Annotated in this window: 16 protein-coding genes and 1 pseudogene; all 17 read right to left on the minus strand. The window is 55.4% G+C overall.

Features of this window, described 5'->3' with window-relative positions; genetic code table 11:
• Positions 1 to 368: 368 nt before the first annotated feature.
• Positions 369 to 698, minus strand: a complete 330-nt coding sequence (locus SOM48_RS01285) for a hypothetical protein (RefSeq protein WP_270222492.1) — start codon at positions 696 to 698, stop codon at positions 369 to 371.
• On the minus strand, positions 695 to 2,929 hold the full coding sequence (locus SOM48_RS01290) for a type VI secretion system Vgr family protein (RefSeq protein ID WP_320511274.1): 2,235 nt from the start codon (positions 2,927 to 2,929) through the stop codon (positions 695 to 697). The genes SOM48_RS01285 and SOM48_RS01290 overlap by 4 nt, the downstream gene beginning before the upstream one ends.
• 55 nt (positions 2,930 to 2,984) lie before the next feature.
• A pseudogene (locus SOM48_RS01295) lies at positions 2,985 to 3,368 on the minus strand (DcrB-related protein); the annotation flags it as partial.
• A 139-nt stretch (positions 3,369 to 3,507) separates the two neighbouring features.
• Positions 3,508 to 4,962: a serine/threonine protein kinase gene (locus SOM48_RS01300; protein ID WP_054803663.1), complete on the minus strand. Its 1,455-nt coding sequence runs from the start codon at positions 4,960 to 4,962 to the stop codon at positions 3,508 to 3,510.
• A 26-nt stretch (positions 4,963 to 4,988) separates the two neighbouring features.
• Positions 4,989 to 7,607, minus strand: a complete 2,619-nt coding sequence (tssH, locus tag SOM48_RS01305) for a type VI secretion system ATPase TssH (RefSeq protein WP_320511275.1) — start codon at positions 7,605 to 7,607, stop codon at positions 4,989 to 4,991.
• A gap of 176 nt (positions 7,608 to 7,783) precedes the next feature.
• Entirely contained in the window at positions 7,784 to 8,827 is a 1,044-nt protein-coding gene (gene tssG / locus SOM48_RS01310) for a type VI secretion system baseplate subunit TssG (RefSeq protein ID WP_054803661.1), read from the minus strand.
• Entirely contained in the window at positions 8,824 to 10,695 is a 1,872-nt protein-coding gene (tssF, locus tag SOM48_RS01315) for a type VI secretion system baseplate subunit TssF (protein ID WP_023480090.1), read from the minus strand. The genes tssG and tssF overlap by 4 nt, the downstream gene beginning before the upstream one ends.
• Positions 10,696 to 10,698: 3 nt before the next feature.
• Entirely contained in the window at positions 10,699 to 11,268 is a 570-nt protein-coding gene (gene tssE, locus SOM48_RS01320) for a type VI secretion system baseplate subunit TssE (protein WP_128482770.1), read from the minus strand.
• A complete protein-coding gene (locus SOM48_RS01325; RefSeq protein WP_320511276.1) occupies positions 11,261 to 12,073 on the minus strand; it encodes a type VI secretion system accessory protein TagJ in 813 nt (270 codons plus the stop codon). The genes tssE and SOM48_RS01325 overlap by 8 nt, the downstream gene beginning before the upstream one ends.
• 9 nt (positions 12,074 to 12,082) lie before the next feature.
• Positions 12,083 to 13,060, minus strand: coding sequence for a hypothetical protein (locus SOM48_RS01330; protein ID WP_054803659.1), 978 nt, complete (start codon positions 13,058 to 13,060; stop codon positions 12,083 to 12,085).
• Positions 13,061 to 13,080: 20 nt separating this feature from the next.
• Positions 13,081 to 13,875, minus strand: coding sequence for a PP2C family protein-serine/threonine phosphatase (locus SOM48_RS01335; protein ID WP_023480106.1), 795 nt, complete (start codon positions 13,873 to 13,875; stop codon positions 13,081 to 13,083).
• Positions 13,872 to 15,692 (minus strand): type VI secretion system-associated FHA domain protein TagH, encoded by a 1,821-nt coding sequence (tagH, locus tag SOM48_RS01340; protein ID WP_313276384.1) that lies wholly within the window; start codon positions 15,690 to 15,692, stop codon positions 13,872 to 13,874. Before tagH ends, SOM48_RS01335 begins: the two co-directional genes overlap by 4 nt.
• A gap of 141 nt (positions 15,693 to 15,833) precedes the next feature.
• Positions 15,834 to 16,628, minus strand: a complete 795-nt coding sequence (locus SOM48_RS01345; protein ID WP_139568585.1) for a lysozyme inhibitor LprI family protein — start codon at positions 16,626 to 16,628, stop codon at positions 15,834 to 15,836.
• A 3-nt stretch (positions 16,629 to 16,631) separates the two neighbouring features.
• Positions 16,632 to 17,504, minus strand: a complete 873-nt coding sequence (locus SOM48_RS01350; RefSeq protein ID WP_232045424.1) for a peptidoglycan-binding protein — start codon at positions 17,502 to 17,504, stop codon at positions 16,632 to 16,634.
• Positions 17,505 to 17,666: 162 nt separating this feature from the next.
• Positions 17,667 to 18,149, minus strand: coding sequence for an Hcp family type VI secretion system effector (locus SOM48_RS01355; RefSeq protein ID WP_023480099.1), 483 nt, complete (start codon positions 18,147 to 18,149; stop codon positions 17,667 to 17,669).
• A 525-nt stretch (positions 18,150 to 18,674) separates the two neighbouring features.
• Positions 18,675 to 19,169, minus strand: a complete 495-nt coding sequence (locus tag SOM48_RS01360) for a T6SS effector amidase Tae4 family protein (protein WP_054803658.1) — start codon at positions 19,167 to 19,169, stop codon at positions 18,675 to 18,677.
• Positions 19,166 to 19,597 (minus strand): Rap1a/Tai family immunity protein, encoded by a 432-nt coding sequence (locus tag SOM48_RS01365; protein WP_054803657.1) that lies wholly within the window; start codon positions 19,595 to 19,597, stop codon positions 19,166 to 19,168. The genes SOM48_RS01360 and SOM48_RS01365 overlap by 4 nt, the downstream gene beginning before the upstream one ends.
• Between the last annotated feature and the right edge of the window lie 66 nt (positions 19,598 to 19,663).

Below are 19,663 nucleotides of genomic sequence, written 5' to 3' on the forward strand. Positions count from 1 at the left end.
AGAAAAAGGGTTATTTCAGTACGCTCGGAAGAGTATGTTTATTTTGTGTGGGATCGCTGCGCAAATAAACGATCGGCACCGTTGCGCCAACATTGTATTGCGTCATTTCCATAGTTTTAACGACAGTTACAGTATTCTTCTTTCTGTATCGATTTTCTGATCCGTCTTCAAACTCATAATCCAGAGTCACGTTGACAATGCCATTGGGGGCCGGCGTACCAGGCACCGCTTTAGTGATTAATGCATCGGTATAAACGGGATCGCGGGCAATCCTTTTTTTATTCTCGCGTTTTTGAATGCCGGAACCTCAGAAAGAACATATACAACCTTCAGATCTTTTTATTTTGACATCTCGCTTAATGCTAAAATTATTTCTCAAATAAAAACATATAATTCTCGTCATCTTTGTACATTACTTTTATTTTTTTACCTGGTTGAAGTTGAGGTGCATAAAATGTGTCAATCTTTTCGCTTCCCTTCAAAAGATGGCCTTCAATATCTAATACGTACACAATTGTTGTGTTCCCAGAATCATCTGTACTTACTGGCCTGATATTGACAATTGTTGCAATAACAGGACGCCCTTCTTGCATCAACTTATCCCTCTTATTTGTCACATAAAAACCGTAAGCAATAATAAGAAAAATAATAAATAACCCAATAATTAATTCAAGCATAAATTTATCTCTCGTCTTCATGGGATAATCGTTAACACAGCAGGTAAATTACGTAGGGTGGCATAACTATTCTTTATAGCTGTAATAAACTCATAAAACCCTTCTTTTTTTGAAATATCAAATGCTGTTTGATTACACTGTAATCCTTTGATCGCTACAGAAGCATCCGTTACAGTTACATCTACCATTTTGAAAGTTGCGGATAATAACTTCGTACTACATATATCACTCCAAAAACTTTTCTCTTCTTTATGCGTATATTCGACAGAGGGAGAATCAAAAACGATGCTGGGCGCCTTGATAACAATTTTTCTTGATACTAATTTTGTATATTCCCCTTCAACATTAATCGACACATTGCCTTTTATATTTTCTACACTTCCGTCACTAGTGATGTTGAGCATCGCACCTTTGGCAATTGTCGTATGAAGACCGCTATCGAATTTCTCTGTTACCAATTGAGTTACATGGTGCAACTCAGTCCCTTCAACATCAGTACTACGATCGCCTTTTATCGTAACAATATCACCACCGCTGGTGATATTCAGCGTACGCCCATTCTTAATGGTTTCCGTCTGGCTGTTATTAAAGGTCGTAGTTTCTTCTTGATCGACCGTGGTCGTGCGCTTTGCCCGGTAATAAAACGACGCATCTCCGGTAACATCGTCCTTCTGCTCTTTCAGGATGGTGGTGGTACGATTGCCATCGACGTTAACTGTCTTGTCATTTTCGACAGAGACTTTCATGTCTTTCTCAGAGTGCAGTTCGACGGCTTCGCTGCCGGGGCGATCCTCGAAGAAGAGATAGCTGGCGTTGTCTTTGTTGCCATCCTTACTGCGCGTCATAAAGCCCATGCGCGTTGAATCATCGGGCAGTGACCATGGCGGCATGCTCGCTTCGTTGTAGACCCGCCCTGTCACAATCGGGCGGTCCGGGTCGCCGTTGATGAAGTCAATCACCACCTCATCACCCACGCGCGGAATTTGCACCCCGCCGAAGCCCTGGCCTGCCCACGCGCTCGACACGCGCACCCAGCAGGAGCTGGTGTCATCCCCTTTCGCCTGCCGGTCCCAGTGGAACTTCACCTTTATGCGGCCATATTTATCCGTCCAGATACTCTCGCCCTGCGGGCCGACCACCTTCGCCGTCTGCGGGCCGTGGGTTTTCGGCCACGCCGTCACCGGCGCCGGGCGGAACACCACCGAGGAGGGAATCACGGTGAAGTCGGTGCGGTGCACCGTCTCGCCGTCTGACCCGCTGGCGTAGCGGTTCTCCTCGAGGAAGTAGTTTGCCTCGGTGGTCAGGTACTCGCCGTTATCGCTGAAGAACGGCGCGTTATAGAGCGCAAAGGTGTGACCCGGCGCGATACCCATTGCCGTGGCGGTGGCCTGAATCTGCTGGTGCTCCACCTGCCAGCGCTCCTGGCGGATGCGGGCGTAATATTCGCCGTGACCGTGCTCGACAAAGCGGCCCGGCCAGTCATAGACGTCAATGCTCCCCGGCTGCGGCGAGGCCGGGTTCTGCCGGGCCTGGAACAGCCACGCGTTCGGTTTGCGGAAGTCGTAGTCATCAAGGCTGTAGATACCCGGCGTCACGCTGTCCTCCAGCGCCCACTGGCTGATGCCCTCTTCGCTGGTGCTGCCGCCGGACGGCGTCGGGTGGTAGGGAATGGTTTCGTACCCGCTGAAGGGCTGATGTTCGGTGGCGGCGTCCGTCAGCACCATCACGTGCCGGTCGGCTTCGTGACTGAAGTGGTAGGCAATGCCCTCAAGCTCCATCAGGCGGCTGATGAAGTCAAAACTGCTCTCCTGGTACTGCACGCAGTAGCCCCAGCTCCGGTAGCTGCCGGTCAGACGGTCCTCAAGGTTCACCTGGTATTCGCCAAGCAGCGTTTTCACAATCTGCGGCACCGTCTGCTCCTGGAAGATACGCAGGTTGCGGTCGCGCTTCATCGGCCACACGTCCGGCTCCACCGTCAGGCGGTAGACCGCATACCGCGTCCCGGACATCTCCGTGGCGCTCACCGCCACGCGGGTGATTTTGCCGTTGAAGTGGCGTGTGCCGCCGGCAATCCCCTGCGTCGGCACATTCACCGTCACCGGCTGGCCGAGCAGCTGGCTGCGGTCGATACGCGCGTCGGTGCCCAGCACCGTCAGGGAGAAGGCAAACGCTTCAGACAGCGCCTCGCGACCGGTGAGTTTCCAGAAAAGCAGGCCGTCTACCGGCAGCTTGACCGTGATCCTGTCTTGCATGGTGAAGTCCTCTGTGACATCTGATTTTAATGTAGGGTGAGCTGGCAGTGCAGCATTAGCGAGCGCGATGGAATTTCAGGCTTTGAATAATTTCCTGATATTGCTGTTGATAAGACTCACTGAATTCACCCGGGCAGGTACCCACATAGCTGACCATTTTCTGACCCGCTGCAGGATCCGCCAGCAAAATGATGGTTTGCCGCTGATAAATGATCCGGTTGTCATTGCTGAACTGATAAAACAACTCAACGGCAGGATTGCCATCAACGTCTAACATTTGGGTGGATTCGAGGTGAAAATCGGTGAGCGTCATCTCCAGCTCGCGGATCTTTCTGGCGGCGACGGTATGAACCTTATCATCGGCTTTGGCGCTGGCACGAGAGACAACAAACGTAAATTCACTGCCACCGTTATTACTGTGTGTTAATAAATTCATAGTTCTGTCTTTTTTATAGGTCGGACGAGACTAAGGTCGTGATGAAAAGAAGAAGCCGTTGCTCCCTGCAGCAAGGTGAAATGATACGCGCGGGATGATGCTCCCGCGCGTGACCGGGTCAGGGTGCCCGGGTAAACAACGATTACCGCGGCTGCGGATTGATAAGCCAGGTGCCCGGGTTAGCAATATCGACAGTCTGGCTACGAGTCTGGCCATTGCCTTCCAGCACCAGCTCGTAACGGCCCGGTTTAACTTTCAGAGAAGCAAAACCGTTGGTGGCCGGTGAAACAGACTGGCTTTCGCCGTTGAGCGTCAGCTTCTCTCCCTCGTTCATACGAACAAAGAGTTGTGCTATCGGTGCCTGCGAGGTCACCGGTGCGGCGCTCGGCGTTTCACTCTGGCTCTGTGCTGGCTGAGTCGTCGGCTGTGCAACTGGCTCGCTCTGGCGCGGCGGCTCGACAGGCGCGCTGTTCTGCTGCGGCTGCGAGTTATTCACTGTCTCCGTTGCGCCCTTTTCTGGCTCTGAGCTGCTGCTGAACAGCAGCGCGCCAGCGACAACACCGACAATTACACCTGCCGCGACCAGCGCAGGCAGTTTGTAGCGCTGCCAGCCAGCAACCTCAACTTTTTCCGGCGTCTCTTCAACCGGTACCAGCATGGTGCCAGGCTGCTTCACGTTCAGCACATCGTCGATCCCGGCGACCGGCATCTCAATCAGCGCGGCAAACTCATCTATCGACTGCGGACGATCTTCCATCTTCAGCGCCAGCGCGCGATCAACAGCCTGCAACAGTGCATGAGAGTAGCCCGGCAGCCCGCGCTGGGTCAGCGGGACATAGGTGTCCTGGATGCTGCGCACTACGCTGACCGGCGGCGGTGAGCCGATGATCATGGTATGCAGCACGGCACCCAGGGCGTAGATATCGGTCCACGGCCCCTGCTCGCTCTCGTTATCGTCGGTGTATTGCTCGATCGGCGCATAGCCCGGGCGCAGCATGGTTTCGGTTTCATCAGAAATCGAACCGATACTGCGGCGCGCGGAGCCGAAATCAAGCAACACCGGTAAGCCGTTTTCCTGAATCTGGATATTATCCAGTGAGATATCACGATGGAGATAACCCTCATCGTGAATGGTCTTGATTGCCCCCAGCAGCATCGGCAGCATGCGGCGGATCCAGGCTTCATTGATCAGTGCCGGATTCTTCTCACGCAGGCGCGACAGCGTCGTGCCGCTGTAGAACACCGTCCCCATGTAGGCGGTGTCGTTCTGCACCCAGAAACGCAGCACATGCAGCAGGTTCGGGTGGTTAAAACGGGCCAGTAAACGGGCTTCCTGGATAAAACTGTTCAAACCGGCGGTAAACGCTTTACTGAAGCGCTCGCTGCGCAGCACCAGCGTCATGTCGTCGTTACGCACTGCCAGCGAAGAGGGCATAAACTCTTTTATCGCGATGGTTCGCTCAAGCTGGTGATCCCAGGCGCGATAGACGATGCCGAACCCTCCACCACCGATCACTTCTTTAATTTCAAACTCATTGAAGCGATATCCCGGTGGCAACGCGTTCGGTACACTCCGGTTGTTATCGTGATCCGTCATATTGGAAAACTCTCTTGATAATGGCGTTACGCCGCAAACTGACAGTGAAACTCACCCTGCTCAAACGTGACACGTAAACGCTTATAATGCTCGTCTCGCGCGCTGGCGTCGAGTAATAGCTGGCTCATAAGCGGCAGCAAAGTGTTGGTAAGGATGGAGTCAACCATACGTCCGCCCGATTCCACTTCCGTACAGCGGGCGACGATCTGTTCAACCACGCTCTCATCCACTTCGGAAACGATGCCATGGTTCTCTTCGAGACGACGCTGAATACGCTTAAGCTGCAGACGCACGATCATCGCCAGCATCTCATCGCTCAACGGATAGTACGGCACCACCAGCAGACGGCCTAACAGCGCAGGCGGGAAGACCTGCAGCAGCGGCGCGCGCAGCGCGTCACGCAGCGCGTCCGGTTCCGGCATCAGCTCCGGGTCGGCGCACATACCGGTGATCAGATCGGTACCGACGTTGGAGGTGAGGATGATAATGGTGTTACGGAAATCGATATGGCGACCTTCGCCATCTTCCATCCACCCTTTATCGAACACCTGGAAGAAGATCTCATGCACATCGGGATGCGCTTTTTCAATCTCATCCAGCAGCACCACGCTGTAGGGACGACGGCGCACGGCTTCCGTTAACACGCCGCCTTCACCATAACCGACGTAGCCCGGAGGCGCGCCTTTCAGGGTGGAGACCGTATGCGCTTCCTGGAACTCGCTCATATTGATGGTGATGATGTTCTGCTCGCCGCCGTAGAGCGACTCTGCCAGCGCCAGCGCGGTTTCGGTTTTACCGACACCAGAGGGGCCGCAGAGCATAAACACGCCGACCGGCTTGTTCGGATCGTCAAGGCGCGCGCGCGATGTGCGAACACGTTTGGCAATCAGCTCCAGACCGTGACGCTGACCAATAACGCGTTCATTTAAGGTATCGGCCAGTTTCAGTACTGCATCGATCTCATCTTTCACCATCCGGCCCAGCGGAATGCCGGTCCAGTCAGAGACCACGGCGGCAACCACGTTGGCATCCACGGAGGTAAAGAGCAGCGGCTCGTCACCCTGCAACGCACGCAGCGCATTTTGCTGCTCAGTAAGGGTGGCGCGTAACTCAGCCAGCGTCTCTTCCGGCGCGGTATGCAGCTGCGCACGCTGGGCAATAATGCTGTCCACCAGCGCCTGCTCCTGCTCCCAACGCTGCGTGAGCTCCTCGCGCTGCGCGGCCAGTTTCTCCAGATCGGCCTGCAATTTCACCACGCGCTCGCTGTCGCCAACAGCGACTTTGGCTTCACGATTGGCGATCTCGATCTCCACGTCCAGCGCGTCGATGCGGTGCTGGCAATCTTCCAGTTGCGGCGGCGGTGAACTCTGGCTGACGGCAACGCGCGCACAGGCAGTATCAAGCAGGGCAACCGCTTTGTCCGGCAGCTGTCGCGCCGGAATATAACGATGCGACAGCTTCACGGCGGCAACTACGGCTTCATCCAGCAGCAGTACGCGGTGATGTTTCTCCAGCGCCGACACGGTGCTACGCAGCATCAGTACCGCTTTCTCTTCGTCTGGCTCGGCGACCTGTACGGTCTGGAAACGACGGGTCAGCGCCGGATCCTTCTCAATGTATTTTTTATACTCAGCCCAGGTCGTGGCACCGATGGTGCGCAGCTGTCCACGTGCCAGCGCCGGTTTCAGCAGGTTGGCGGCATCGCCAGTGCCCTGCTGGCCGCCTGCGCCAATCAGCGTGTGGATCTCATCGATAAAGAGAATGATCGGCGTCGGGCTGGACTGCACTTCGTTAATCAGCGCCTGCAGACGCGCTTCAAACTCCCCTTTCATCCCTGCGCCCGCTTGCAGCATGCCGATATCAAGCAGCCACAGCTGAACGTCAACCAGCGGCTCAGGCACGTCGCCACTGGCGATACGCAGCGCCAAGCCTTCGACCACGGCGGTTTTACCCACCCCGGCTTCACCGGTCAGCAACGGGTTATTCTGGCGACGGCGCATCAGGATATCGACCATCTGGCGGATCTCTTCGTCGCGCCCGACAACCGGATCGATCTTGCCATCACGCGCACGCGCGGTGAGATCCTGGCCATACTGAGCAAGCGTCCCCTGCTGAGTGGGTGCAGCAACACCGCTTTCATCATTCAGGGCGACCGTTGCCTGCTGCGTCTCTTTGCTGTTGGCACAAATGGTGTCGAAATTATCCAGCAGCGCATCGGCGCTGACGCGATCAAACTGTGGGGAGATGCCTTTCAGTACGTTGGCGAGGCTCCAGGTTTTCAGGATCCCCGCGAGCAGGTGACCGCCGCGAATGCGGGTGACGCCAAATTTCAGCGAACCGTAGACCCATGCGCGCTCAACCGCTGTATCAATATGCTCTGACAGGTCGGAAACGGAACTTGCGCCACGCGGCAGTTTATCCAGCGCCGCGACGATATCGCGCGTTAGCGCCTGCTCATCAAGTGAAAAGTGGCGGATAACCTGCTGCAGATCGCCATCCGACTGCTGCATCAACTGATGCAGCCAGTGAACCAGCTCCACATAAGGGTTACCCCGCAGTTTACAAAACGCAGTGGCGCTCTCCAGCGAGGTGAATAAGAGTGTGTCGAGTTTGCCGAATAAGACGGCGCGGCTGATTTCTGACATGGGTTCTTCCATTATTCATAATTAATTAGCACTTCATCCTTCGTGCTGTCTCGTCGATGGCGGCCCCATCTCCTTTGTCGCTTACGGGTGTAAGCGTCCGGGATACGCCGGCTTACCGTGCAACGCAACGCGAATGATTATGTGCAGACGTCAGACAGGGATGCAAAATCGAAGGATTACCCCTCCGGGCTAAATACCAAATCTCCACGCGCTTCTGGTCTCGGTTGCATACCAAGCCAGGCGCTATACCCCAGACGGCTGTCGCCGCCCAGCGCGGCGCCGACAACATCTTCGCTGCGCAGGATAATTTTCACCGCCCACTGATACTCAATGCCCAGATACTGGCGCACCCAGTCACGAAGCGCAGCGACATACTTCTCTCCCGGCAGAAAGCGCCGGTAGGTTTCAGCCGGTAGCGGGCCGATCTCAATGCGAAATTTATGGCACACATCGCGCACCGCCTCGCCAAGAAAGGTGGATTGCCCCAGACGCGGCGCGTGTCGCCCACCCTGCAGGCGTGCGCGTTCGCGCGGGCTGAGCGGCATCCACTGCGGAACGTTCTCCACAATGTTGACCGGCACATTGAAATAGCCGCGCAGGATCTTCGCCAGACCTTCAGGATCGCGACCGTTACGGGTTAAGTGCCCCGCCAGCGCGAAGCGGGAATGGGGGCTGAGCGTCCCCTTCTCCAGCTGTCCCGGCTGCCCCATGCCGATCAGCGATGCGATATAGTGCTCGAAGCGATTATTGTCTTTGCGATCGAGAGAGACCGTCGGTTGCGCATCCGCCCACGCACGATAAAAGAGCAGCGTCAGCCGATGATGGAACAGATCGGCAAAGGCGCTCATGCTCTCATCCTGATGGTGGTCGATACGCTCGCGCGCATACTCCGTCAAATGGATGGGCAGCGGGCCGTTAGGGCCAAAAAGACCAAAGCTGTAGATCGACACATCATAGAGCGGCGATGCTTCGCGCTTTTTCACCCCGGCGAGCGTTGCCGGCGCGAAACTGAGCGATGGCGTCTGCCCGACGCGCAGCGACTCAAAGCGCGGCAGCGGCGCGCGCCCCAGCGGGTAACGCTCACCGCCGCGCGCATCCACGCGACGCAGCAGAGTAAAGAGATCGTAACGCCACGGCGTTGCCATCACGTTCTGCCAGAAGGCATCCGGCAAGCTGTTCAGGCGGACGATCGCAGGCTTGAGCGCGGGCGTGTCGGTCATATCAGCGCCCTCTTGCCCATACGCGGCGGCCAGTAGCCTACTTCGCCGCGCTGCTGGCTCTTGAGGGTAAACTCCGTAAAGCTGTTCATGCCGACCAGTCGGGCAAAGACGCGCTCCAGCACGCTGCCGAAAAGCCACGGGCTGAAGCCGGAGAAGGCCTGCTCATCAACGGTAAGCGTAATGCCAACGCCACGGGCAAAGACAATCGGCCCCGGCTCCGGCACCCGGCGATGTACTGGCTCCAGCACACAGTGGCGCACGCCCTCAATCTGGCGTGCCACCGGCGCTTCCGCCAGCCGGGTATAGAGCCCGAGCAGCTGGCGCAGCGCCGCAGCGCCTTCTCCGTTTTCGCCATCCATCAGGCTGAGGTAGTTCATCTGCAGCTGGCTGATTAAACGCCAGGTACTGAGCCCTTCCGCCAGCGCCGGACGCGGCGGCGTCGGCCCTTTGCGCAGCTTGAGTGATTTCACCGGCAGCGAATCGGGCAGCACAAACTGCCCCATATCCTGCTGCAGCATCAACGGCAGATCGCGGCTGGTGCACAGCACTTCTGCGGTGATGTAACGTAAATCTTCTCGCCACGGCGCATGCTGCTCATCCACCAGCGAGGCGAAGACCTCAGAGCCGATATAGCCGGTGCGGGTGCCGTAGCGCTGGGCATGCTCAGAGAGCGCGCGCTGCTCGCGGCGCACCGAGAAGTAGGCACCGTAATTGCCTTCATCCTGGCTCCAGCTGCTCCAGAACGGCCGGAAGGTCTGCTCATCGCGCTGACCGTCGACGCTGGCGTGGATTTTGCCAACAGAGTAAATCTCATAATCCAGCGGACGAATGTTATCGACCACCAGATGGTATTCGTGCAGGCTTTCGCTCAGCTTCTGCCGCTCGGCGATCTTGGGAAACAGGTTGATGACCGGCGTGCAGTGCAGCGCCAGATGGCTCTTATCCACCACCCGCTCCAGCTGACCGTCCGCTTTATCAAGCAGAATAATGATATCGAAGGATTTGGCTTCGCCGCTGCTTTCCAGCATAGTGCGCAGCCCTTGCAGGCTGATAAAGAGAAAACGCGACGGGAAAGCAAAATACTCTTGTAGCAGCCGGTAACCGTCGAAATTTCGCAGGTCGTCAGGCAGCAGAGACTGGTTAGCCTCAAAGCCTTCCTGGCGCAGCGCATCATCCGCCAGCACATGGAGTGCCGCCTGCGGCGCGTTTGCCTGGCAGACCATGCCTACCTGATGCTCCATCAGCAGTTCGAGTAGTTGCAGCGCCTGCATGTCAGGCCCGCTCAGGAAGAGTTCCAGACGGTCAAAGTCGAGATGGCTGAGATTGACCGGGCCATCGCAGCTCAGGCGAATACGCAACGCGCTCTGCGCGCCGCGCTGGCTTAAACCGACCTGCGCGAGCGGTAAATCGGCAGGCACGCCGCCAAGTTCAACCTGGCTGATTTTCAGCGGCAGCAGCGTGACGTCGTGGGCGGTGGTGTAGCTACAGGTGACGCCATTCTTCTTCATCACCTGGCTATCCATCATGGTGCCGCGCGGCACCACAAACCCGTTGCTCAGATCGCCTTTGGCGCTGTCCGGCTGCAGTTCTGCAATCGCCATTGAGGGCGTCGGTGCCAGGTAGTTCGGCGCGACCATCTCCAGCAGACGCTGGGAGAAGCGCGGAAACTCGGCGTCCATTTTTAACTGTACGCGGGAGGTGAGAAAGGCAAAGCCTTCCATCAGGCGCTCGACATAGGGGTCGGACACATCCATCCCCCGCATGCCCAGACGTCCGGCCACTTTTGGGTAGCGTCCGGCAAACTCCTGGCCCATCTCACGCAGCCAGGCGAGTTCGCGGTTGTAGTACTCCAGTAATTTGCTTTCCATGAATTACCCCGCGTCTTTCAACTCGAAATGCCCGTTTTCAAGATCCACATCGGTGCGAAAAAGGAACTCCAGCGGATAAGGAACACACCACAAACGACCTTTGATCTCAATCGACAGAATATTGTGCAGATCCAGCGATTTGGTATCGGAGATGCAGCGCACCTGCAGGCCCTGCGGCAGGATGCGCGGCTCAAAGTGCAGGATCGCATCGGTGAGCTTGCGTTGAATATCATTCCATTCAATATCGGACATCCGCTGGCCCGCCAGCGGCGAAATACCGAAGTTGACCACCGAGCGGCGCACCTCATCGAAGCCGGAGAGATCCTGCTGCGCTTCGTTATTGATGGTATTAAACAGCCACTGCAGATCGCGCAGCACGTTGCGGCGCAGCGCCGAGTGGGTGATCAGATTGTTATTCGCCGGCTCCTGCGCTTTGTCCGGTGCGTCATCGGTCAGGCGATCGAGCAGCGAGGGCTGCATTTTGTCGCGCGCGCCGACGCTATCTTTGCCGCGACGCGAGCGCCAACCGCTGCGCAGCAGATCGCCCTCGTCATGTTGTGCGGAGTTACTCATTCGTCGCGTCCGCAGCGAAGGTCACTGTGGCGAGATCGAGCAGCGAATATTCGGCACCGTCATTGAGCCACACTTTTTGCCCCATCCCGAGGTAGTGCGCCGACTCGCCCGGCAGCTGCTGCCATTCGGTGACGCGACAGAGTTTGAAGCGATCTTCTGCGTTAGCATCCAGCGGATAGCGCGCCGGGATCTGGCACACCTGTTCGCTGCCATCGCGCAGGCGCACCAGCGTGTGGCGCCAGACTAAATCGGTGACGCTGGCGGGCGGCTGAAACTGCATCGCGGAGATGGCGCTAAATGGCAGCCAGAAGTAGCGACCATTCACAATCGCTTCGCATACCGGCCCAAAGCGGCTGTCGCCATCCATCAGCCAGTCGAACGCTACCGTCTGCCCATCCTGTGTGGCGAGCTGACCAGGGTTGGCGTCGGCCTTCTCCAGCGCCGCGTCACGCAGCGCGTCGGCATCACTGCCCTGCGGATCCAGTGCGCTAACCATCTCTGCGAGCCATGGATACTGCTCGACCGGCGCAACCGGACGCGCGCGCCCGGCCATCACTTCGGCACGCTGACGCTCGCCCTCGATCGCCTGCTCCAGCAGGGTGACGGTTGGCTGCGCCTGCGGCTTGAGCCCCTGCCAGCTTTTTAACTGCGCCTGCGCCCGTGTCCAGTTGCCATCCAGGCAGAGCAGCTGCGCGAACGCGGCGCGTAAATCGGCGTCGCCGGGCTGGCTGCGGATACGGCTCTCAAGCTGCGCGAGGCTATCCTGCAGGGATTCGCCCGCCAGTTGTTGAAATAGGGTGTTCATAGCTGCTCCTTAGTTGACGGTTTTGTAGGTCCCGACTGCGGGATCGCGCAACTGCGGATGCAGGGAATCAATCAGCAGAATATTGAGGCGGGTGCCCGGCTCGAACCACGGCGTCCAGACTTTACGCACTTCATCAAGCCGCGCTTTTAGGCGCGTGGCATCGCTGGCAACTTCGCGTGAAATCTCGACGGCGACGGTGCCGTTGGCCTGCCAGCCGTTGAGGCTGTTGACGTAAGGCAGGATCATCCAGCTTTGCGCCAGGCTGCCTTCGCTCACCACCATACGTTCGTTATTCACAGTGGTGATCAGCAGACGGTCGGCGTCCACTTTGTCGCTCAGGCCGCTCACCGGGAAACCGTGAACGAAGGTCATGGTAATTTTCTTTTCAGCGCCGTTGCTGACCTGCGTAACATCGCTGCGACCGTTCAGCCAGCCGCCCTTCTCGCATTTCCCATCCTCTTTAGCGGGGATGAAGAGTGCTGCCGCGCTGGCATCGCCCTGCCAGAAGGTGCGCAGATGGCAACCATCCTGCAGGGTGAACTCCTGCCACGGCGCGCGGTTGGCGGGTGGTGAGAGATCTTCAGGGCGGCCAACCGGCTGCTGAAGCGCAGTGGTCTGCGCTGGCGCTGCGCCGTTTGAGGTGACGACCGGCTGCCACTCTTTGGCTTTATCTGCGGTACCTTCGGCCAGCGTCGCGCCCTGCGCGTCGGTCAGTTTCCAGTGTACCTGGGTCAGCGCGCCGCACTGGTTTTCCAGCAGCGCGCCAAGACGGGGTAAGAAGTTGTTCAGCACGGAAGGCTTTTTCTCGCCGCCGGTGACAATGCGCAGCGGCAGCGTCTTGCCGCACCAGCTTTTGGGAGTGTTATCCTCAACATTGTCGATCCAGACATCCAGTTTTTGCGAAGGCGATTGCACGATGCGGTAGTTTTCTGCCTGCGCGCTGCCACATGCCGCAAGCAGGGCCAAACCCGGTAGCCAAAGTTTCATAAAAGTCCTTGTAAGCTGTATCAATCACGAAGAGGGAAAAACTGAGCGGCTTCAGAGATCGTATGCAAAAGCGTGGTCTCCTGAGGCGTACCCATCCACACCGCCACGGCGCTGTAGTTATCCTGCTGGGTTTGTGACCCGGCACCGTTTTTCAGCAGGATTTGATTCATTAATGTCAGCCACTCGTCGGGCGTATTGACCATATGCAGCGACTGCTGCATCTGCTCTTCGGTGACGCCGTGCCAGAAACCATCCGTACACAATAAGAAAGCGTCACCATCTTCAATCGGCACCACATCACTGTAGCTCGGCTCGCGCTCATCTTCGCCGAGGCCAAGCGCGAAATAGAGCAGGTTGCCGTTAATGCCTTCAACCTGATGTCCGGCGTCTTTCATCTGCTGGACCAGGCTGTGATCGGTGGTCACATGATAGAGCCAGCCGCGGCGGAAGAGATAGAGGCGGCTGTCTCCGGCGTGGGCCCAGTAAGCCAGTTCGTAATCGCGATCGATAAACAGGCTGACCATGGTGGTGCCCATGCGGTTGTAATCCCGTACCGCTTGCTGCTCTTTGCGGATTGCACGGTTCGCGCCGTTGATGTAGTTGCGAATGTACTGGGCATTGAGGTGCTCATCGCCGTCAAACTCGGTGATGATGGCATTGCGCGCCAGTTCGGCCGCCTTGTCACCGCCGGGCAAACCGGCGATGCCATCGCAGACGACAAAACAGGCGGCACGCTCGCCGATAGTTTCTCCGGTCTGATCCTGATTACTGGCACGCTCGCCTTGTCGTGATATTGAGGCGGTGCTGATATTCATTCTTCCGATCCGCTTTGTGAGTCTTTGTACTGGTTAACCTCCATGTCGTAAGCGTGGAGGAACGCTTCACCGAACAGGGTGTGGAAGTCATCGTCAATCTCACCGGCGGTTTGCGCATAGGTGCGCACAAAGTAGTCCCACATCGCGGCCTTGCGGTTGGAGAGCACGCCAAGACGTGAGGTCGCGCCGTCACGTTTTGCATCTTCTTCCAGCTGCTCAGGATTAAAGGATTGCAGCATCGCCGCGATAATCGCGCGGATACCGGAGATCATCCCCAACTGGTGCGCCTGCAGGTCGATCAGCGCATCGCGCACCGATTTTTTCGGCGGCATAAAGCCTGGCATGCGGTTACCGAACATCTGCATCAATACGGTTTTGCCCGATGGCAGCAGTTTGAACGGGTTGTTTGCATCGTCCAGCACCATCGTCATATCTGCTTTCACGCCGCGCTTTAAGATTGAACGCGAGGAGAGCAGCGCCACGGTGCCCTGCGAGAACATACTTAACATCTGGCCAAACTGGCGCATGTTCTCTTTATCAAACTGCGGAACGGGCTGCATATCGCCAAGCCCCATCCCTTCGAGCAGCGCTTCGAGCAGTTCGCCCTGTAGCACATCGCCGCTGTCGCCGGAGGTGCTGGCAGGTGCTGATTTCGCGCCGGGGCTCTGCACCGGATCGATACGCAGGCGCCCTTTCGGGGTCTGCGCCGCGCTGCGCTGTACCGCCTGCGGCGTCGGCAGCGTGATGCCGGCATAATCCTGTGGCTCCTGCACGCCTTCCTGCAGCGGCATCGGCTCCTCTTCGGCGAAGAGCGGCGTGCCGCTCAAATCGTCAGCGTGCAGATCGGTAATAATCGGTTGCGGCTCTGCCGGCGGTTCGCTGGCCTGCAGATCGGTAATGATCGGCGAAGAGGGCTCCTGCGGTTTTGCCGGGGCAATCTCATCAGCATGCGTCAGCGGCACGGCGCCGCTCAGCAGTCCAAGCGGGTCGTCGCTGCGTGCCTGTGGAGCACTGCCACTGCCACCAAACAGCGCCAGCGGATCGAGTTCGTCGCTCTCAGGTGCACTCTCTTTTGGTGCCTGTACCGGTTCAACCGGCGGGACTAAGGTCGATGGCGTGGCGTCATTAAAGATGCTGTCGTTTTTAAACAGCTGTTCGTCATTGAACAGATTGTCTGAATCGAGCGATTTTGGCGCGACCAGCGGTTCGTGGTTGCCCAATAATGAGAGCGGGTCTTCCGGGTTGCGCTCCGGCTCTTTCGGTTCAGCAAAAGGATTGAAGTTTTGCGGCTCGGCGGGTTTGGCACGGCTGCTGGAGATGCTGTCGGAGATTGAGAACTCCTGCATCAGGCTGTCCCAAATTTCCGTCGGCACGGAGGCTGGCGCGCCCTCTGCTGCGTTTTTCGGCGCAGCAGTCGGCGCAGGTGCAGGCTTCGCCGTCGGTGCAGGCGTTGGCTTCGGATACATCTCCTCGGCCATGCGGCTTACCGGCTGCGTGTCCTGAATAAGATCGCTCACTTCGATGCGGTATTCATCGATACCAAGAATGTCCCCATCCTGAAGCTCGACCTGACGGCCGCGCTCAAGGGGGATGTCGTTGAGCACAACGCGCGTAACGTTGCCGCGGTTGGTAACACGGCATTCACCCGTACCAGAGATATGAACAATGGCCTGCAGACGGGAAATAGAGCGGTCGTTATCCGGCAGCACCAGATTATTGTCGGTGCCGCGGCCAATGGTGCCGCCCGGAGGATAAAAGTCGCAGCGGCTTTGCGGCGGCTGATGACCGGGTTTATTGGTGATAATAGTGAATCGCATCGCGTATTCCTGCTGGAGTTATGTGCACTCAAACGGCGCCGTTTTGGGTAAAGCGGCTGCGTTTGAATACGGGCACCTGGAGGCGTTTATTCAGCCCACTGCGGGGAAGGCAGTTCGCCCTCCCCGCTATTGTGAAATGACTCAGACGCCGTCCAGGCTATGTGCCAGGGTTTCCAGACGATCGTTCATCGATTTTTTCAGGCACTCTGTATCTGCGTTACAGCTATTACGCTGGCTTAACCACGCTTTCTGCTGTGATTGCAGCTGCTTGTCGAGGTCCTTGTTACCCACTTTAACCGCTTCCTGGCGGAAAGAGCGGTAGGAGCGCGCGACGCTGTTGTCCAGTGACGCCAGCTCGCGATCGCTACAGATCGCTTTTTCCGGCGCAGAAGCCGCTTTAGCGCAGTCGAACGACGCTTTCGGCTTGCTGTTTTTATCTACCGGCGCGAGTAACAGGATGGTGCCATCCGTCCAGTTGAGCAGTACGCTTTTGTTCACCACTGCGAAACTGGCATCAGCGCCCGGATCGCCGTTAGAAAAGTTTCCTGATGCACAGGTAATGTTCTCAACCTGCGCTTTCGCTTTACCGTCTAAGCCCAGCTCATAGGTTTTAGCGGCGTCTTTCTCAGGAATAGATTGCGTTGCCGCAACCCAGGCGTTAAGCGTAGAACCGTTCTCTTTTATCGTCGGTGACTGGCAGTTTGACCCACCCGGCAGCGACGTAGAGATCCCCTTATCGGTCACGCTCAGAAAGCGTCCCACCAGGCGATCGTCATTGAACTGATAGTTCAGGGTACGTTCAGATTCCGTATTGATAAAAGCTTGCTTAACCTGCCACTCGCCCGTAACCGGCGACTTCGCCGCCAGCGCCAGTGACGGCAACAGGGTCGCGGCGGAGATTGCCGCCGCCAGCATCACAATTTTATGCGTCTTCATCGGTCAGTTATTCCCATAGTCGCCGTTTAAGTAAAGATTCACTTCAAAGTTGCGACGATTAATCAAGCCTTTCACCACTTTATGATTACTGGTAACGGCGCGTTTAATTTCCGTCATCGCGTCAGAGATCTGCCCGCGGTTGATAAAGCCAAACACATTTCTCAGTCGTCCCCCCGGGTTATAAGCGAAGGAGACCAGTGCATCAAACTCATACTGTTTGAGAGGCACAAAAATACCATTTCTGACACTGTTGACATACGGGGGTACCGTTGCACGCAGTAAGTTTGTCTCCTGCTCATCCGTCAGGCGCACCAGTTTGGCGTTATCTTTCGCAAACTGGCTCGCTTTGTCGTCCTTCAGCCCGGCGGCTTTACTGATCTTCTCTGCTGTAATGGCATCGATACCAATTTCCATCATTTTAGCTTTGATGGACTGCTCAGATCGCTCTTTCATATCGTAGCCCGGCCCAAGCGTAACGCCGCTTGCGCCGCCTGGCCAGTGCAGATAACAGCTTTTGTTCGCCCAGGCTTCACGATGAAAAATGAAGCTCATACCGCTGGCGGAAATATCCATTGCGCCAACCGCCTGACGCCCTGCGCTGCCAGAGATCGGCGGCTGCGGCGCGCGGGTTGTCACGGGTTTACCCAATGCAGCGAGCGTACGACGCCCGACAATACCGTCCACATGGAGATTCTGTTTAGCCTGGAACTGTTTGACAGCCATTTCCGTTTTTAAACCGAAAATACCATCATCACCGACGTTAAACCCTGCCTTACTCAGCAGTTGTTGTAACTCTTTGACATTCGTACCACGATCACCCTTGCGCAGAACACTCATTCGTTCATCCTCAAAATATTCTTTAATATTTATACGCATTCAAACGACACAGCTTTCAGCAAAGCTGCTGCGTTTGAGTAGCAATAGCTCTCTGTTGCAGGAAACACGCTATTTGATAAGAGGAAGTCAAAACTAAAGAGGAAATGTGTGGTGTTTATCAGAACGAAAACAGGGTGAGCCCTTGCGGGCTCACCGAAGCAATTACGCTTCTTTGTTTTCTTTGATGTTCCAGCCAGCGCTGGTTTCAGCACCTTTACCGCCGGAAGAGGACTGCTCCCAGTACTGCTGTTTCACTTTCGCAGCCTGGAATGCATAGGTCACACCTACGGTGTCGCCGTTGTCAGCACCGGTGTACTGAACGGAAGTCACCAGCACGTCTTCCAGAGTGATGCGAGCATATTCAACCTGCTGACCACCTGCTTTGCAGACAGAGAGTTCAACTTTGGTCAGATGCTTGCCGCTGGAGCAGTGCTTCAGGATAGCGGTAGTAGATTTGTCAATGAGTGCATTTACATGCAGGTCGTTGAAATTGACTTTACCGGCACCGCCGCCACCGCCAACACTCATGTTCCCTGGCTGTGAAGCACCCCAGGAGAAAGATGTGATATCAGTCCAGCCGGTGTGGTTAGAGTCTTTGGACTCGCCCGTAACTCCATCGACCTTCAGAAACATATCAATAGCCATAATATTTACTCTTCGTTAATGATAAATATTGCTTTCGAAAAAGCGCTTATATGGCAAATGGGTAAGCATGGGGCTGAATAAAACCGTCCATATTTTACCTCTGCCTCTTTACATTCCGAAAAAACGGGTGTTTCTTCAGAAATTCGTTTTCTCTTTTACAAGAGAAATAATTCGTGGGTGTTAATTAATTATGAAGATTATTCGTTAGGGAAATCCTGAACCCGAGTAAAATCCGCATAGTTAAATAGCACTACTCTTCTCAACCTGTCTGTCTCAGGACCTTGATTCCCCAATAAAATTCAATACAACCCCTGCAACCCAATGGGTGTTATTATTATGGAACGTGTTACGGGAATTGTTAAACTGCTTAATTCAGGTATTGACTTCCAAACTCGTTTTCAGGATCAAATGAGACCCACAGAATTTATCATAAATACCATTTGATTTTGTTCGGGCGCTTGCATAAACGATAACGAAGTAAACGTTAGAATAAGGCACGATTTACATACAGCTTACTCACAAAAATCACTTCAACTCCCAAAACCAAATCTCTTTGCAGTTAGTATGGCAACCACTATTGCAATCTATTTCGTTCTCAGCCACTGGTTCAAGCAAGTCGATATGACCGCCGCCATAACCCGAAATTCTGTGGAAGTAGATAACGCCTCTACGATTACGTAATTTCCTCCCCGCTTCGCGGGCATCACGGTAGACTTCAGCTTTGCCGAAAACATTATCTTTATAGAGTTGATCGGCCATAAGTTTAGCGCCCGGCTCTATTTTTTTACCTTTGTATGGGCCATCTTTAATGATCATCCGGCCAACAAAATCAATATTATTTTTCAACAGCGCCATGCTCATTCTGACAGCACACGTGTTTTCGAAATCGGGGTTATCGCGTTTCAACTTATGAAAGTCATAACCAATTTCTTGAAACAACGCTTCTGGAGAAAGATAGCCAGGTTTATGCTTTAAGGAAGAGTGATGATGGCGTTTAAGTTGTTCATATAATGGTCTCATTTTTTATTTCCCTTTTTGCACGGTGCTAATTCAGACATGGCATCAACAATTGTTTTCGATGCACGCTGCTTTGCTTTTTCTGCAGTAAGGTTTTCGAGATATGAGTAAAGATTTTCATGAATCGACGAAGGCAGAAGTCGATTATAACCGCACCAGACACTCCCCTCGGTGGTATCAAGCACTCCCAGAAGGTACATATCCGCTTTGATGCGTTCGCGTTCATTTGTTTTAGAAAACCAGGCATCGGCAAAACGCTTTGTGCTCATATTGACATCAAAGCCATTCAATAATGCCGGATCGCGCAGAAGGTTCGTTGTTGAATCTTCCGGTAACGCATCCGCCTGAGGATATTGATAAGTTCTGGTCTCAGCACCGGACAATGCGGAAAAAATGAGCAGGCTACCTGCAATAGCTATATTTGTTTTCATCACAAATCCCTCTGTTTCGAAAAGTATTGATTGACCGTAAGCGCAGCGCGCTTACGGTCTTACAGC

Source organism: Kosakonia sp. CFBP8986, from assembly GCF_034044935.1.
GTDB lineage: Bacteria > Pseudomonadota > Gammaproteobacteria > Enterobacterales > Enterobacteriaceae > Kosakonia > Kosakonia cowanii.

Bases quoted from the DNA above. Each gene is read 5' to 3' on its own strand.
- SOM48_RS01345 (WP_139568585.1), bottom strand. From the start codon at position 16,628: ATGAAGACGCATAAAATTGTGATGCTGGCGGCGGCAATCTCCGCCGCG.
- SOM48_RS01300 (WP_054803663.1), bottom strand. From the start codon at position 4,962: ATGACGGATCACGATAACAACCGGAGTGTACCGAACGCGTTGCCACCG.
- SOM48_RS01355 (WP_023480099.1), bottom strand. From the start codon at position 18,149: ATGGCTATTGATATGTTTCTGAAGGTCGATGGAGTTACGGGCGAGTCC.
- SOM48_RS01365 (WP_054803657.1), bottom strand. From the start codon at position 19,597: ATGAAAACAAATATAGCTATTGCAGGTAGCCTGCTCATTTTTTCCGCA.
- tssH (WP_320511275.1), bottom strand. From the start codon at position 7,607: ATGTCAGAAATCAGCCGCGCCGTCTTATTCGGCAAACTCGACACACTC.
- tagH (WP_313276384.1), bottom strand. From the start codon at position 15,692: ATGCGATTCACTATTATCACCAATAAACCCGGTCATCAGCCGCCGCAA.
- SOM48_RS01290 (WP_320511274.1), bottom strand. From the start codon at position 2,929: ATGCAAGACAGGATCACGGTCAAGCTGCCGGTAGACGGCCTGCTTTTC.
- SOM48_RS01325 (WP_320511276.1), bottom strand. From the start codon at position 12,073: ATGAACACCCTATTTCAACAACTGGCGGGCGAATCCCTGCAGGATAGC.
- SOM48_RS01285 (WP_270222492.1), bottom strand. From the start codon at position 698: ATGAAGACGAGAGATAAATTTATGCTTGAATTAATTATTGGGTTATTT.
- SOM48_RS01360 (WP_054803658.1), bottom strand. From the start codon at position 19,169: ATGAGACCATTATATGAACAACTTAAACGCCATCATCACTCTTCCTTA.
- tssF (WP_023480090.1), bottom strand. From the start codon at position 10,695: ATGGAAAGCAAATTACTGGAGTACTACAACCGCGAACTCGCCTGGCTG.
- SOM48_RS01350 (WP_232045424.1), bottom strand. From the start codon at position 17,504: ATGCGTATAAATATTAAAGAATATTTTGAGGATGAACGAATGAGTGTT.
- SOM48_RS01335 (WP_023480106.1), bottom strand. From the start codon at position 13,875: ATGAATATCAGCACCGCCTCAATATCACGACAAGGCGAGCGTGCCAGT.
- tssE (WP_128482770.1), bottom strand. From the start codon at position 11,268: ATGAGTAACTCCGCACAACATGACGAGGGCGATCTGCTGCGCAGCGGT.
- tssG (WP_054803661.1), bottom strand. From the start codon at position 8,827: ATGACCGACACGCCCGCGCTCAAGCCTGCGATCGTCCGCCTGAACAGC.
- SOM48_RS01330 (WP_054803659.1), bottom strand. From the start codon at position 13,060: ATGAAACTTTGGCTACCGGGTTTGGCCCTGCTTGCGGCATGTGGCAGC.